Source organism: Sulfolobales archaeon, assembly GCA_038897115.1.
GTDB lineage: Archaea > Thermoproteota > Thermoprotei_A > Sulfolobales > AG1 > AG1.
In genome coordinates, this window is the sequence record JAWAXC010000002.1 from 42,496 (window position 1) to 56,724 (window position 14,229).

The 14,229-nt window shown below is 44.0% G+C and carries 16 protein-coding genes and 1 tRNA gene; 6 read left to right on the plus strand and 11 right to left on the minus strand.

Features of this window, described 5'->3' with window-relative positions:
* Positions 1–3: 3 nt before the first annotated feature.
* Positions 4–1,326, minus strand: a complete 1,323-nt coding sequence (gene aspS, locus QXE01_00685; GenBank protein MEM4969749.1) for an aspartate--tRNA(Asn) ligase — start codon at positions 1,324–1,326, stop codon at positions 4–6.
* A 137-nt stretch (positions 1,327–1,463) separates the two neighbouring features.
* Between aspS and QXE01_00690 the strand changes: the two genes are divergently transcribed.
* On the plus strand, positions 1,464–2,078 hold the full coding sequence (locus tag QXE01_00690) for a Snf7 family protein (GenBank protein MEM4969750.1): 615 nt from the start codon (positions 1,464–1,466) through the stop codon (positions 2,076–2,078).
* Positions 2,079–2,418: 340 nt separating this feature from the next.
* On the opposite strand, the gene QXE01_00695 is transcribed toward QXE01_00690, so the two are convergent.
* Positions 2,419–2,496: transfer RNA gene (locus QXE01_00695), tRNA-Val, on the minus strand.
* Between the two features lie 126 nt (positions 2,497–2,622).
* Between QXE01_00695 and hpaD the strand changes: the two genes are divergently transcribed.
* The gene (gene hpaD, locus QXE01_00700) at positions 2,623–3,552 is read left to right on the plus strand and encodes a 3,4-dihydroxyphenylacetate 2,3-dioxygenase (GenBank protein ID MEM4969751.1); all 930 of its coding nucleotides are present in this window, start codon (positions 2,623–2,625) and stop codon (positions 3,550–3,552) included.
* A gap of 166 nt (positions 3,553–3,718) precedes the next feature.
* On the opposite strand, the gene QXE01_00705 is transcribed toward hpaD, so the two are convergent.
* From QXE01_00705 to QXE01_00715, 3 genes are read right to left on the minus strand one after another with little or no spacing between them, the layout of a single operon-like run.
* Positions 3,719–4,549: a rhodanese-like domain-containing protein gene (locus QXE01_00705; GenBank protein MEM4969752.1), complete on the minus strand. Its 831-nt coding sequence runs from the start codon at positions 4,547–4,549 to the stop codon at positions 3,719–3,721.
* Positions 4,550–5,728 carry a cobalamin-independent methionine synthase II family protein gene (locus QXE01_00710; protein ID MEM4969753.1) on the minus strand — a complete coding sequence of 393 codons (1,179 nt, stop codon included), beginning with the start codon at positions 5,726–5,728 and terminating at the stop codon, positions 4,550–4,552.
* Positions 5,729–5,731: 3 nt separating this feature from the next.
* Positions 5,732–6,262: an OsmC family protein gene (locus QXE01_00715; protein ID MEM4969754.1), complete on the minus strand. Its 531-nt coding sequence runs from the start codon at positions 6,260–6,262 to the stop codon at positions 5,732–5,734.
* Between the two features lie 168 nt (positions 6,263–6,430).
* On the opposite strand from QXE01_00715, the gene QXE01_00720 reads away from it, so the two are divergent.
* The 4 genes from QXE01_00720 to QXE01_00735 are packed head-to-tail and all read left to right on the plus strand — an operon-like array spanning position 6,431 to position 8,679.
* Complete coding sequence (locus QXE01_00720; GenBank protein MEM4969755.1) at positions 6,431–6,709, plus strand: sulfurtransferase TusA family protein; 279 nt, start codon at positions 6,431–6,433, stop codon at positions 6,707–6,709.
* Positions 6,706–8,145, plus strand: coding sequence for a SelD-related putative sulfur metabolism protein (locus QXE01_00725; protein ID MEM4969756.1), 1,440 nt, complete (start codon positions 6,706–6,708; stop codon positions 8,143–8,145). Before QXE01_00720 ends, QXE01_00725 begins: the two co-directional genes overlap by 4 nt.
* A complete protein-coding gene (locus QXE01_00730) occupies positions 8,135–8,431 on the plus strand; it encodes an acylphosphatase (protein MEM4969757.1) in 297 nt (98 codons plus the stop codon). The genes QXE01_00725 and QXE01_00730 overlap by 11 nt, the downstream gene beginning before the upstream one ends.
* 5 nt (positions 8,432–8,436) lie before the next feature.
* The gene (locus QXE01_00735) at positions 8,437–8,679 is read left to right on the plus strand and encodes a sulfurtransferase TusA family protein (protein ID MEM4969758.1); all 243 of its coding nucleotides are present in this window, start codon (positions 8,437–8,439) and stop codon (positions 8,677–8,679) included.
* A 72-nt stretch (positions 8,680–8,751) separates the two neighbouring features.
* Here the strand turns inward: QXE01_00735 and QXE01_00740 are convergent, their stop codons facing one another.
* The 6 genes from QXE01_00740 to QXE01_00765 all read right to left on the minus strand — a co-directional run bounded on the left by QXE01_00740 (position 8,752) and on the right by QXE01_00765 (position 14,169).
* A complete protein-coding gene (locus QXE01_00740; protein ID MEM4969759.1) occupies positions 8,752–9,132 on the minus strand; it encodes an iron-sulfur cluster assembly protein in 381 nt (126 codons plus the stop codon).
* Positions 9,133–9,174: 42 nt separating this feature from the next.
* Positions 9,175–9,981, minus strand: a complete 807-nt coding sequence (locus tag QXE01_00745; protein MEM4969760.1) for a nicotinamide mononucleotide deamidase-related protein — start codon at positions 9,979–9,981, stop codon at positions 9,175–9,177.
* A 17-nt stretch (positions 9,982–9,998) separates the two neighbouring features.
* On the minus strand, positions 9,999–11,306 hold the full coding sequence (gene glyA, locus QXE01_00750; GenBank protein ID MEM4969761.1) for a serine hydroxymethyltransferase: 1,308 nt from the start codon (positions 11,304–11,306) through the stop codon (positions 9,999–10,001).
* Positions 11,307–11,729: 423 nt separating this feature from the next.
* Positions 11,730–12,866 (minus strand): pyridoxal-phosphate dependent enzyme, encoded by a 1,137-nt coding sequence (locus QXE01_00755; protein MEM4969762.1) that lies wholly within the window; start codon positions 12,864–12,866, stop codon positions 11,730–11,732.
* 23 nt (positions 12,867–12,889) lie between these two features.
* Positions 12,890–13,393 (minus strand): ZPR1-type zinc finger protein, encoded by a 504-nt coding sequence (locus QXE01_00760; GenBank protein ID MEM4969763.1) that lies wholly within the window; start codon positions 13,391–13,393, stop codon positions 12,890–12,892.
* Positions 13,394–13,455: 62 nt separating this feature from the next.
* Positions 13,456–14,169 carry a helix-turn-helix domain-containing protein gene (locus tag QXE01_00765; protein ID MEM4969764.1) on the minus strand — a complete coding sequence of 238 codons (714 nt, stop codon included), beginning with the start codon at positions 14,167–14,169 and terminating at the stop codon, positions 13,456–13,458.
* Positions 14,170–14,229: the final 60 nt, after the last annotated feature.

A 14,229-nucleotide genomic window follows, 5' to 3' on the forward strand; every position in this document is an offset into this window, starting at 1 on the left:
ATCCTATGGGAAGAGCCTCTCGGGATCTCGTGGGAGCAATCTGGCTTCCCTTATATTCGGTAGCTTTAGTATTTGCATTACAACCCTCTCAAGGCCTATTCCAGCCCCACCATGTGGTGGGGCCCCGTATTTGAAGAACTCTAGGTAGAACCAGAAGTTCTCTGGATTTAGCCCCTTCTCCCTAGCCTGTTCCACCAGGATATGATATCTATGCTCTCTCTGCCCCCCTGTAGCTACCTCCAATCCCCTGAATAGTAGGTCGAAGCTTAGAGTCCACTCCGGCTCCCCAGGTTTTCTCATAGCATAGAACGGCCTTACCTTCCATGGATATTCTGTTACGAATATAAAGTCTGAAGAGTATTCTTTTCTAGCATATGTCCATAGCAGTTTCTCGGCCTCTGAATCTAGATCCTCTCCATATGGTATCCTCTTACCCATCCCCTCTAGCACTCTATATGCTTCTCTCATTGTTATCCTGGGGAACTCCTTCGGAATCAATATATCTGATGCTCCATAGCTCTCTATGATCTCCCTTGTCCTGCTATTCCTAAGAACACTTTCAACAACATATTTGAATGCTCCCTCAGCCACCTTTAACACGTCTTCAAGCCCCTCTATAAAGCCTACCTCATAGTCTATCGAGTGATACTCTGTTAGATGTCTCACCGTATGATGCTTCTCAGCCCTATATACAGGGCCTATCTCGAATACCTTCTCGAAACCAGCTATCACACCCATCTGCTTATAGAACTGGGGTGATTGGGCTAAGAAGGCCTGTCTATCGAAATATACTATGGGGAATACCTCCGCCCCGCCCTCAGTGGCTCCACCAACTATCTTTGGTGTGAAGATCTCTATGAAGCCATTTGATCTGAAGTACTCTCTAAACGCGTTGGCAACCTCAGCCTCTAATATGAATACCCCCATCACCTTGGGGTTTCTAACATCTAGCCATCTCCATCTCAGCCTTGTCGAGAGATCTGATTGGAGGGAACTCCCAACCTCTATCGGTGCTGGCTCAACCACCTTAGATATAACCTCTATCCTTTCGGCAGCTATCTCAGCACCGCCAGGGGCCTGGGGGTTTCTCCTGAGGATTCCAGTTACACATATAACATCCTCTCTATCAAGCGTTGCTATTGTCTCTAAAACCTCTTGAGATGTCTCTCCAGCCTTTCCAACGATCTGTATAGAACCCTCTCTATCCCTTAATATCACGAATTTAACCTTACCGAGATCCCTTATTCTATCAACCCAACCACAAATTCTATATTTATTTCCATCTACACCTACTCTGAGCAGATCCTTAGTATATAGCGTCTTCATACCCCCCACCTATTGCTGCGTAATCACTATATGTATACGGTTTCAGAAGCTCTTAAGGACATGCTATTTGAGCCTCGCTTAAGGGCCCCAGGCTATATAAGGGGATATATAACCACCTCTCTATCTAGGTGGGGTATATGGGCATTCTAGGTGGAGGGCTATTCAGCTCCGGGATTAAGGGTCTTGATAGGAAGAGGCGTGAGAAGGCCGAATCGGTATTGATCATGCTGAGGAGCCTATTAACAAGAATCGATACATATATATCTAGGCTGGAGGAGAGGGAGAAACAGCTCTTCAATAAAGTAGTAGAGCTAACATCGATAGGAGATGACGCTAGAGCTAGAATAGTTGCTGGGGAGGTTAGTCAGATAAGATCCGTTCTTAGGCATATGACAGCCCTTAGATACATAATAGAGGGAATAGCCCTTAAAATAGAGAACTATCTAGCGATTGGGCAAGCGATAGAGTCGCTAGGATCAGCAGTAGCGGCCTTAAGAGAGATTAAAGGAGTTTTCAAAGGACTTATACCAACTATGGAATTAGAGGTACAGATGATAGAAAATGGTTTAAAGGAACTAATAATGGAATCAGGGGAATATACAGCTCCATCTACATGGTATAGCCCTCAGGCAACTCAGGAGGCTAAAAAGGTGTTAGAGGAAGCATATACTATAGCGGAAAAGAGGCTTAGGGAAATATTCCCCCAAGTATCAAGAGAAGGCGAAAGATCTAGCGTAAATAAACAAACATAATTAGAATATATTATCGATACAGAAGAAACCCGGGTAGTGATGAGTAGCTGAGTCTTCATAAAGTTCATTGTGTCTTATATCTCTACTCGTCCTCACACCCTCTATATTCTCTCTGCACCACCTGCAGGAGCTTATCTCTCCTCTTGGGACGTGGGGTTTTTCTCAAACTGCTTCCTCCCCCATCGCATCGCTCATCAAGCTCATAGTGTTATCGCCTAGTTAAATAACTAGCTATAAACATATGATCTTGGGCTATAAGGGAGGGCTTGATAAACGCACAGAAGCAACATATTTAAACTGTAAGAGGATTAGCTAGTCATAAAACCAACGCATATAAATTTGGTGGGCCCGCGGGGATTTGAACCCCGGACCTCCGCCGCGTCAGGGCGGCGTCCTAACCGGGCTAGACGACGGGCCCTCATAAAATGAATAGCTAATTCTGGCTATAAGCGTTTACTCCTATTCTTAGTAGAGTATCAAACGTATTAGATTTAAACGATATATCCGATATATGTTTCAGAATTTTCGAGGAGGTATAATGCCTATATATAGTATACATAGACTCTCCCATGTAGCTGTGAATGTCTCCAGTATTGAAAAGGCTCGAAGCTTCTATGTTGATATATTAGGGTTTGTAGAGGTTGAGAGAAGCGGGGGCAAGCTCTACTTAAAAGGGGTTGAGGAGGGCCAGCACCATAGCTTAGTTCTTAGAGAGGCAGGTCAGCCGGGTCTTAGCTATGTTGGGTTTAGGGTTGGCTCTCCAGATGATCTTGATAGGGCTAGGGAGTACTATATGTCTAGAGGGTGTAGGGTGTTTAAGTTTAAAGAAAAGGGTATTGGAGATGCTCTAATGGTTATAGATCAATTTGGTGTTCCGTTGGTGCTACACTATGATATAGAATATATTGGGGATCTAGGGCTTAAGTTCCATATGCACCGGGGCGCTCCACCTATAAGGCTTCACCACGTTAACCTCGGGCTAAAGCTAAAGGATCTTGAGGATGGGATTAAATACTATATAGAGGATCTCGGCTTTATACTCACAGAATACTTCCTAGGACCCGATGGTTCTAAGCAATTAGCGTGGCTCTCTACTAGATATACACATAGCTCCCACGAGGTCGCCATAGCTAAGGCTGAGCATGTGGCTTTCCACCATTTCGCATATTACGTATATGAGCCGAGGGATCTGGTTAAAATAGCAGATCTATTAGCAAGTCTCGGCATGTGGGACTCAATCGAGAGAGGCCCCGGTAGGCATGGAGCTACAAGGGGTTTCTATCTATATCTAAGAGATCCTGATGGAAATAGGGTTGAGCTTTATCAGGGAGACTATGTTATATTAGATCCTGATAAGTGGAAGCCCATAGAGTGGAAGTATGAGCAGCTAAGATATAGATCTGATTTCTGGGGAAGACCAACACCGGAAAGATGGAGGGAAACAAAACCAGTAAGCCCGCCAATCGAGGAGTAACCTCCTCTCCACCCTAGAGGGTGAGGGTTTCCTAGGGAGAAACGGGATTTGGACTATATTCCAGTCTCTTGCCCGGTTTAGCCAATGCCTAGTCCTAGGCGTGTTATCCCAAGATAGCTAGAGACACTAAATAATGGTTTGAATAGTTTGATAGGATTATTGAAAATTAATAGTTAGCCGACGGCTCGCCTAGTTCTATTTCTAGCTCTTTTTTTGATGAATATTCATAGAAGGATTCTGGGTAGAGTTTTACATTCTCTAGACCTAGTATCTTGCTGAGAACCAACCATGCTATTGAGGCTCTCTCGCCTGTTGCACAGTAGGTGATTATCTTTTTTTCTCTGGCTTTTTCAATGATAACCGCTATTCTTTCTAGAGCTGTTCTATCCCCATTAAGGATCTGTATGAATATGTTTGGATGGATCCACAGGGCTCTAGGGATCCTCCCCGGCCTTGGGGTGGTTTGGAGCGAGCCTATGTACTCCTCATATGTTCTTATATCTAGAAGTAGGGCTTCCTCCTTCCCCCCTACGATCTTTGCTATTTCATCTAAAGTAGATCTTATAAAATCCCTGATCCTTGGTCTATACTCCTTCGGCTGTGGCTTTACAACACCTTTTTCGAGAGGAAAGCCCCTGCTTTCCCACTCTTCCATACCCCCTTTCAATAGGTAGATCTCCTCCTGCCCCATGTATTCTAGATACCAATATGTATAGCTGGCAAGCCCGATGCTCATTCTATCATATGCTATAACTACCCTATCCTCTCTAGCTATGCCGTTTTTGCCGAGTATCCTTGCGATCTCTTGGGGATCCTTTGGCTTTGAAGGCATCCCCTTCTCATGTTCTGTGAAGTCCCAGAAGTATATCCAGAGCGCCTTGGGTATATGTGCTCTCGCATATTTGGAGAAAGGCCTTATATCAACTACAACCAGCGATCCTGAATCGATCCCTTTTAGAACGGCTTCAGCATCAATAAATATATCCTTTGGATCCAACTACTTTTCACCATATAGCCTTCGAAGCTCCTCAGCAGCGATTCTCATAGACCTGAGCTTCTTAAAAGCTGTCCTCGGAGTATTCACGGGAGCCTCTGCAAATGTCCCGAATCCACAGTCTGGGTTGAGATATATCTTCCTAGCATCCATGAACCTAAGTATCTTGTTAACCTTCGATATAATCTCCTGGGGGCTCTCAACCTCATCTGTTCTCGGATTAACAACCCCGTAGCCCAGCTCCTTATCCCCTATATAGTCTCTCAGAGCCTCTACATCCCCTGCTCTCGGTGTTGCGAATTCAAGCACTAGCTGGTCAACCTTTGTCTCAGCTAGATATGGCATTAGAGGCACATAATCTCCTTTTAAGAGAGCCTCTTCCCTTCTGCTCCAGTTACCTCTGCAAATATGGATCCCTGTCTTTATACCGCTTATCCCCTTTACAGCCTCGTTTATTAATTCTACGGCGAACTCCAGCTCTTCTCTAGGATTTCTCCTGCTGAATAGGGCTGCACACATAAAGGTCTGCTGAGACTGGTCAGCTCCATATACCACCTCGGTTAACACAGGCTCGTCTAGCTGGACGAAGAAGACGCCGAGATCTCTTAGAGCTATGATCTCATCCCTCAAGATCTTAGCATATTCGAAGCCCAGATCCTCTCTAGATTGATAATATTTGTCACTTATCCCAGGAACCCAGCTAGATCTTGTGAGGAGATAAGGCCCTGGTAGGGGAACCTTTATAAGCTTTGTGGTATGCTCTCTCAGGAACGATGCTTCATCCCTGGCAATCCCTCTCGGGCCAACCCTCAGCCTAGAGGTTACAACCGGGTTTCTAATGGAGTATGTGGGGACATCAAGGCTTCTGAGGAGCGACTCAAACCTAGATTTATCTGGCACGAGATCTACTATCTCCGCAACAGTCTTTAACTCTACCCCATAGACCTTATCAGCGATGAAGGAGTAGAAGTTATCCCTCCTCTGCTCCCCATCACTAAGGATATCAACTCCAGCGTCTTCTTGATATTTAACTGCTAGAAGCACAGCTTCATCTGCGATTACATCAAACTCCTCTTGGGATATAGCTCCCTCCCTCCTCTTTCTAAGGGCCTCGAGAAGCCATCTAGGCCTGGGCCAGCTACCAACAACTGTGACTGGGAAGAGTCTGGGGATGCTCATCATATTTCACCTCACAATCTTAACCTCAGGTATTATTTCTACTTGTCTTGCTAGTGTGTTTCCTACTGGTGATGTTCTTACTGTTTCTTCCCATATTTCTTTTATTGTTTTTTCGTCTGCTTCTGCGTCTATATAGGCTTTTGCTATTATTCTTCTATATCCTGGGTGTCCTTGGTTTGATAGTCCTAGGAATACTAGTATGTTGTCTATCTCACCCTCGAGGGCTATCTCTAGATTTCTAATCCTAACACCCCTCTTAGTAGCATTAAGAACAAAACCAGTAGCATAACAAGCACCGAGAGCTGAGAGAACATATTCAACAGCGTTGGGACTTGTATCGGGGCCTCCTAATTCTGAGGGCTCAGATATTAAGAAGCTATGGTTTCTAACATATGATCTGAAGTTAAAGCCTTGGCCAAGCCATCTAACTCTAGCCGTCCATCTATTGATCTTTGACACAAGATCTGGGTTCTTCTCAGCCTCCCTCAGAAGCTCTCTCAACCTATCCACATCGATCCCATTTATGATCTCTCCCATTTTATCGCCTCAGATAATACATTATTACAAGGCTAATAAATAATCAAATAGAGATTATTTAGAGTTGTATAATTATAGATCTCAGTTTAATTTGATATAATATAAAATGATAATCCCCGATTATCTTATATTCTTCCAAGCAGAAAAATCTAATAGAGTGTTCTAGCCATGCATGGCATGGAGATAGATCTTGAGAAGATTAGTGATGGAGTTTACAGGCTGGATGCTAGGGGCTATATGTGTCCATATCCACAGATATTTACATTAAAGGCTATAGATAAGATTGAGGATGGATCTATACTTGAGGTGCTCATAGACAATCCACTCAGCTGTGAAAATGTCCCTGCAGTTGCTAGGAAGAATGGGCATGAGGTTCTCTCGATAGAGAAAATTGGTGAGGGGGAGTATAGGATCTCTATTAGGAAGAGGGGTGGGAGGGTAGGTTGAGCTATGAAGATCTCTTCAGGGAATTCTCTAAGAGGATTGAGGAGTATAGAGCTCTAGGTGTAAACCCATTCTCACTAGCAACTGGATGCGCAGTTAAGGTAGATCTCTTAACAGTTCTATATCCAGCTATAAGGAGTATCAAAGGTGAGCTTGAGAGGCTTGGGATGAGTATAGCGCCGAGGAGAGATGCAGATATATTCCAGGGATCTATAGATGGGTTCACAGTATCAAGGGAGATCTATAGGAACGAGGATGATGTGGATCAGGAGAGGCTTAGAAAACTATCGCCAGAAAGAGCTATAGTCTTGGCCCAGGTCTATCAGAGGATCGCTGATAACCCCGATTCCCTTGCAAAGGTGGTTAAGGCCATATATTCAAGGGTAGCACAGGCATCGCCGGGTATAGTGATTGGGAAGGGGCACTCAATAGTAACTGCAGATCCTAAGGCGCAATTTATGATCTTCGATTATATAAAAGTAAGAGATAGTAATAAAGATAGGCTTGTTGTTGGCAATAACGATACCATCCAGATAATCGATCCTGCAGAGGATCCTGGGAGTATGAGGCAGACAGCTGTTGCCCTTGGAAACTCCCTAAACGATCTATATACCCTCGGGGCATGGAGAAATACGATAGTAATCCCTGTGATAGATTCTCCCTCTAAGGATCTGAGGAGGAGAATCGAGGATAATGTTAATAGATATGCGGAGGCATTGGGAGCGAGGGTGGTTAGAGCTCCTCAGCCAGATGCAGGATCTCTTCTTATGGGGGCAACAGTATTTGCTGAGACAGATAGAAAGCCCCCGTTCTTCTATGACGAGGTCTCACCTGGAATGGAGATCCTAGTTACAAGGCCTATAGGGGAGCTAGCCTCTATAAATGTGTATATGATGTGCATGCTAGATAGAGAGATAGCGGAGGAGCTGAAGAGACAATACGGGATAGGTGTTGATAGGCTTCTAGAGATTAAGGAGGGGATAATAGATAAAATGGCTAGGCCCAATATAGAGGTTGCAAAGGCTATTGAGAAGAGACTACCCCATCTAGAAGAGGAGTTCGACCCAGAGAGACACATAGCTGTTACAACAGATGTTACAGGCCCTGGGATCTATGTTATAAAGGAGCTCGCAGAGCTCTCAAGAGCATCTATAAGGATCGATAGGATCCCGCTCCTCTCCCCAGAGCTAAGCGAGTTTGCAACAAAGAACTATATAATACCAAATGCAACCTCAGGAACAAATGGTGCAACAGTAATTATAGCGGGTAAGAGGGTTATAGACGATATAGAGGCAGAGCTGAGAGAGAGGGGTGAGGAGCCTATACGAATAGGAAGGGTGATCTCAAAAGGCGAGGCTAGGGTTCTAGCACCATCAACGATCAGGAAATATATTTCTGCAAAAGCATATCTAAAGGAGTTCGAGCTCTATGAAGCGTAGAGCAGTGATCAAAGTATATGGAGAGGTACAGGGAGTAGGATATAGGAGTTGGACGCTTAGAAGAGCAAAGAAGCTAGGATTAACGGGGTTTGTGAGGAACGAGCCAGATGGAAGTGTATTAATAGTAGCTGAGGGAGAGGAGGAGGATATAAAAAAGCTGATCGATGAGTGTAGGAGAGGCCCACCACTAGCTAGAGTTGAGAAGGTGGAGATAGAGTGGCAGGAATATAGGGGAGACTATAGGGATTTTGAAATAGAGTATAGAGAGTATGAGCTTCCAAGGTGATATCCATGGATACGGAGAAAGAGGTTATACTAGATACGAGGGGCCAGCTATGCCCCAAACCCTTTATAGAACTTGTTAAAGTATTTATGAAGCTAGGGGGAGTTGGGGTTGTCAAGGTATATACCGATGACGAAACATGTACAAGCGTGATCCCTAAACATGCTGAAGAAGTAGGATTCCAGGTTATCTCCATAGAAAGAAAAGAGGGCTACGTAGTTATTACTGTTAAAATGGAAGGCGGGATCTAGGCTCTAAGTAGGATTTAAGATCTATTATCCTCGACACTGGCTGTTTCTAAGAAGATTAGATGTGTCTTCTAGCTAGCCTAGCCCCATTCTTTTCTTCCACTGCTCGACTATATCATATCCATATATCTCTATAAACATCCTTCTACCCTCTTCAGTCATCTTAGTTGGATTCCATGGGGGGTCATAGACCACGTCCACATATATCTCTTTAGCTTCTGGTAACGCGCTAACAAGGTTCTCATAGACAAAATATGGGAGTTCTGTAGAAACAGGGCATCCAATCGCTGTGAGGGTCATTGTAACTGTTACTATGCCCTCATCGTCGACCTTTATATCGTATATAAGCCCTAGATCATATATGTTTATCGGTATCTCAGGATCATAGATCTTTTTCAGGGTTTCAATAGCCTTTTCAATGATTCTCTTCTTATCATCTTCACTTAGCTTAGGCATGGGCCCACCTATTTTTTAGACACTAGGGGGTTTATATCTTTCTTATGTGCATAAACATGTATCCCAGATCCTCCCTCCAAGGTTTCTCAGCTCTTCCACAAGCTTTTCACATGTACTCTCACACTCCCTCTTAGCCTCTTCATATCTAGGTGATGATGCCATTATATATATATCTAGGATAGGTGTTCCAAGCTCCATACCCTTTGGCTGGCTCTTCACATAGATCCTGGGGTTCTCCTTTACAAGTCTATTTATAATTCTCGCAGCACTAGACTCCATAACACCTTTTACAGTCACAGTTTTCTCAGAGATCCTCATATCACTCATACTCCTTAACGTAGGCTCAACACTCTGCTCCCACATAGCCTGCATCTCGCTTGGAACACCTGGGAGGGCTATAAAGATAGTATTATCCTTCCTAACCATTATCCCTGGGGCTGTGCCTATTGGATTATATATTGGTGTAGCGCTTCTAGGCATCATTGCCATCTTAATCCTCTCCTGGGTTAGCTCTAGCCCCCTTGAGGCATATTTCTCCCTTACCATCCTCAGAGCATCCTCATTGATCACATATTCTTCTCCTAAATATCTTGAGAGAGCCTCAGAGGTTATATCATCATATGTTGGTCCTAAGCCTCCTGTAGATACTATTAACGTTGATGAGAATCTTTTATGCGCTATCTCAAAGATCTCTATTATCAGATCCATTCTATCAGGCACAGATGCTGATAATACAACATCGAAGCCTAGTAGAGTGAGTCTTCTACCCAGGTATTGGGAGTTAGTATTTAGAATCCTTCCCTGCACAACCTCATTCCCAATAGTGAGTATAGATGCTCTCAACATCATAGGAAGTCCAACCTCGACTAGACCTTAGAGAGGAATGGTATTCTATATGGGCTCGGCATTGATGATAGATCTATGTCGAAGGTATATTGGATTGTGGTGAAGTTCATTCTGAAATCTATAACCTTTTTCCTAACATCCTCAGGATCTCTACCATCTATAAGGATCATTCTAAAGAATCTAGCTATCTCCCTGAAATCCCCCTCCCTCATTCCATATCTAGTCATCTCCTGCACACCTGTCCTAATACCGCTGGGGTCTTTAACAGCTTCTGGGGGGTCATATGGCAGTAGATTCTTGTTCACAATTATGTTAGCCTTCTCAAGAAGTGTCGCAGCCTTAGCCCCCCCGCCATATGATCTTACATCTATAACAACCTGGTGGGATCTTGTATAACCTAGATGCTCACCCAAAACCTTAAAGCCCTCGGCCGCTAGGGCTTCTGCAAAGGCCCTTGCGTTTCTCACTATCTGATCTGCGTAGCTCTCCCCAAAGTAGATCATCTCTATGGCGGTTACAGCCGTTGCTGGGAGTCTGTGGAGATGATGGTTGCTCACAAACCATGGAAAAATGGTTCTGGCTATTGATTTATAGAGGTTCTCGTTGTTAGTTAGGATTACCCCTCCCTGGGGTCCTGGGAAGGTCTTATGTGTTGAAGCTGTAACTATATCTGCACCAGCTGCAAAAGGATCTCTCCACCTCTTACCAGCAATTAGCCCGAGGACATGGGCAGCGTCATATACCACCACAGCGTTTACCGAGTGAGCTGCCTCTGATATCTCCTTTATAGGGTGTGGGAAGAGATATAGGCTTCCACCCATAACCACGAAGGCTGGTTTAACCTCCTCAATAACCTTTCTAGCTTTATCAACATCTATATTTAGGTTTTCCATGTCAAACGGCATCTCTATATGCTCAATCCCCAACGCCCCCAGGGTCCCAAACTTGGTATGGCTTACATGAGCCCCAGCCTGGACAGGGGCTACAACTGCTTTAGAGCCTGGAGGTGCTAGAGCTCTGAAGGTAGCTGCATTAGCTATAGTACCGCTAATAGGCCTAGGCTCTACATATTTAACCCCGAATAGCCTTGACATGAGATCCATTACCAGCTCCTCAACCTCATCAACATATATAAGCCCTTGATAGAGCCTTCTCCTAGGCCTGCCCTCGGCATATCTATGCATCATATCACACATATACACAGCCTCTGCCAGAGGGCTCATTACATTCTCGCTAGGAATTAGATTGAGCGAGCTCCTCCTCCAAGTATTATGCTCTATAGTTAAGCTTATTACCTTGCTCAGCTCGCTAGGGATCTGTGAGCCCATATGGTACACCAAAATAAAATTCAGTAAAGATATATATAGCATCATTTGAAACCATCAGCCGGCCTATGGCTTTTAAACCTCATAGCCACCTCTAATAGTCATAAGTAGTGGGTAGCGTAGATGAGAAACCCGGCCTATAGAGATCAAAACAGCTAAAACAATAAGCATAGAAGACCAAGTCGCATTTTACATTGTTCGCCGGAACTAATCAGGATCTCCTATTAGAGATAGTAGCATCCATCCAGATGGGTTATAACCGGTGCTTCGCCCTTTTAAAGCATATAGATGCCTATCCTCCGGTATCATTTAATTACTTCTGAGAGTCAAATCCAGATATTTATAACCTCTTTAGCTATCTGAGAGGCTTTTAGTTATAAATAATTTATTAATATTAGGTTCCAGCTATAATTGGGATCTAAAATGTTATTTAGTATAGGCGAGTTCAATGAGTCTCTGTGGCATCTTAAGCCCCGATCCTGTGAGAATAGCCATTGGGCTGTTAAAATTATTACCGCTCTGTATAGCCTTTATAATGCCCGCTATAGAGGTGGCTGATGTTGGCTCAACTATAAGGCCTCTAGCTAGTAGTAGTTTTAGGGAATGTTTTATCTCGTTATTGCTTACAACAACTACATCTCCCGATGTCTCTTTAATAGCATCGATCATCTGTTTAAGTCTGGGGGGTTTATCAAGGGATATCCCATCTGCTAGGTTCTCATCTTCAAGAGGCATTTCTTCCCCTTTTAGGGCTCTGTAAAGGGGGTGGAAACTCGTTGTCTGGACAGCTATAAGCTTAGGGATCTTCTTCCTATATCCATATCTCACAAGCTCTTTAAACCCCCTATACAGTCCTAGGAGAAGCGTTCCACTAGATGTGGGGATGAATATTGCGTCTGGCAGCTCATCTACCTGATAGTGGATCTCATATGCAATTGTCTTCATAGCCTCAACGAAGTGAGGTAGCCATGTGTGAGGAAGATATGCACCGCCTTTTTCAACAGCGATCCTAGGTGCTAGATCTGCAGCGTGGCCTCTAGTCTCAGCTAATATAATTTCAGCTCCACATAGACTTAGGAGATCAAGTTTACCCCTGGGAGCCGTTTTTGGAGCAACTATCACGGCTCTCAATCCATAGGCTCTGGAATAGCATGAAGTAGCTATACCCGCATTCCCCGAGGAATCCTCTACAATTATCTTAGCCCCCTTAGAAAGGGCCATCGAGACGGCGAGTGCAGAGCCCCTATCCTTAAAACTCCCAGTTGGGTTCTGATACTCAGCCTTAACCATGATATCTAGGTTCTCAAGCCCGATAGCTATAACCCTAGTCATTCCTTCTCCAAGCGTAGCTCTATATTTATAGCTTGGGAGCTGTTTCGAGAAACACCATATACCACTTCTACATTTAAGAATCTCTCTAGGTTCTGGAAGAATGTCTTCAATGCTATATTCAAGCTCTAGTGGCGAGCCGCATCGGGGACATGAATATATGTTTAGCTTTTCCTCACCTCTCCAGCCACAGGATCTGCATATAAGGAATATCTGATCCGACGCCTCTCCCAAGGCTCAACACCTTCAAATACCTTTTATATTTTTATATCAAGCTCTCTTGATCTGCCCGAAGGATCCTCTATTATCAATGTAAACCTTTCTTCGCCCCTCATAGCCCTTTTCATCCACTCAACCACCTCACGGCATCTCTCAGGATTCTCTGTCTCATCACACAAAGGCTCTAGATGATCTACGTATTTTTCTAGAAGCCCATCAACAGTTGTTATTTCATCTACGGCTGCAGATCTAGGGGTGCTTACAAGGCCTATCTCAGGGATATATATTGTAGCATCTTTTGACTTTAAAAACTTCCTCGATAGATCATTAGGGCTGTTAACCTCGATTATAACCATTTTCTCCTCACCAACATTCTCTGGTATCTCCTCAAAATATTTATAGCCCGGCTCAGGACATATGATAGCTATAGAGATCTGATCCCCAGCAATCGGATCTCTTCTCCGCATAACCCTCATTATACCTCCAGCCCCGCACTGAGGATCATCTATTGGGATCTCTAATAAGATCTCTGTGGATGACAATAGCAGCTCCCAAATATATCGTTAAATACATTGAATATATCTGATGGTTCTTATAGCTATGGTTAATAGGAGTATTGTGTATAACTTCTTAAACCATTTATTATTTCCTCAACGCTTTCAGCTGTAGATAGTATGAGGGGTATTCCCTCAGCCTCTGCTAGATATATTGCTAGAGGATCCACTCTTTTTGTTCCATGAAGAACTACCGAAGCAGGCTTTATCGGAGCAACCCTCACAGCGATCATCGGTGATCTTCCGGTGGTGACTTTTGTGAATATTAGCGCTCTCTCCGACGTCATCCCCATTATCTGCCAGAATTCATTGCCTGAGAGGCTTGAGATCGCTTTTATCGAGTCTATTATTGTATAGCCGTAGAGCTCTCTATGTTTATATGTTGCATTCAACAATATACCCTTCACCCTCGTTACAAGCGTATCTATCCCCATGGGAACCTCGAACTCCCTCGCATCGAGGACGGCTTCTATATTAAGGCTGAAAGATCTAGCGAGGTTTTTTACAGTTTGATAGCCCCTCATAGCATCAAACCTGATTAGGCTCTCAACATATCTTCTAATAAACTTAGCACCAGGGCTTCTCCTACCCTTTTCATAGTCGCTTATAACGCTCTGAGATACTCCCATCAGCTTCGCTATGTCGCCCTTAGATGCGCCAAAGATCTCTCTCCACTTCCTAAGCCCCATAGAAATGTCGTTACTCCACACAATATCCCCAGCTATTCTTCTCGCCACGTCATCTATAACGTGTTGGGATACCATGTCCTCCCAGGTATCTATATATGAGTTATTAATAAATTATTCAACTGAGGGATCCAGCGT

Excerpts from the sequence above, each read along its gene's own strand:
- glyA (MEM4969761.1), bottom strand. The coding sequence starts at position 11,306 with ATGGGCTCACAGATCCCTAGCGAGCTGAGCAAGGTAATAAGCTTAACT.
- QXE01_00720 (MEM4969755.1), top strand. The coding sequence starts at position 6,431 with ATGCATGGCATGGAGATAGATCTTGAGAAGATTAGTGATGGAGTTTAC.
- QXE01_00715 (MEM4969754.1), bottom strand. The coding sequence starts at position 6,262 with ATGGGAGAGATCATAAATGGGATCGATGTGGATAGGTTGAGAGAGCTT.
- QXE01_00740 (MEM4969759.1), bottom strand. The coding sequence starts at position 9,132 with ATGCCTAAGCTAAGTGAAGATGATAAGAAGAGAATCATTGAAAAGGCT.
- QXE01_00710 (MEM4969753.1), bottom strand. The coding sequence starts at position 5,728 with ATGATGAGCATCCCCAGACTCTTCCCAGTCACAGTTGTTGGTAGCTGG.
- QXE01_00735 (MEM4969758.1), top strand. The coding sequence starts at position 8,437 with ATGGATACGGAGAAAGAGGTTATACTAGATACGAGGGGCCAGCTATGC.
- aspS (MEM4969749.1), bottom strand. The coding sequence starts at position 1,326 with ATGAAGACGCTATATACTAAGGATCTGCTCAGAGTAGGTGTAGATGGA.
- QXE01_00745 (MEM4969760.1), bottom strand. The coding sequence starts at position 9,981 with ATGATGTTGAGAGCATCTATACTCACTATTGGGAATGAGGTTGTGCAG.
- QXE01_00690 (MEM4969750.1), top strand. The coding sequence starts at position 1,464 with ATGGGCATTCTAGGTGGAGGGCTATTCAGCTCCGGGATTAAGGGTCTT.
- QXE01_00765 (MEM4969764.1), bottom strand. The coding sequence starts at position 14,169 with ATGGTATCCCAACACGTTATAGATGACGTGGCGAGAAGAATAGCTGGG.
- QXE01_00730 (MEM4969757.1), top strand. The coding sequence starts at position 8,135 with ATGAAGCGTAGAGCAGTGATCAAAGTATATGGAGAGGTACAGGGAGTA.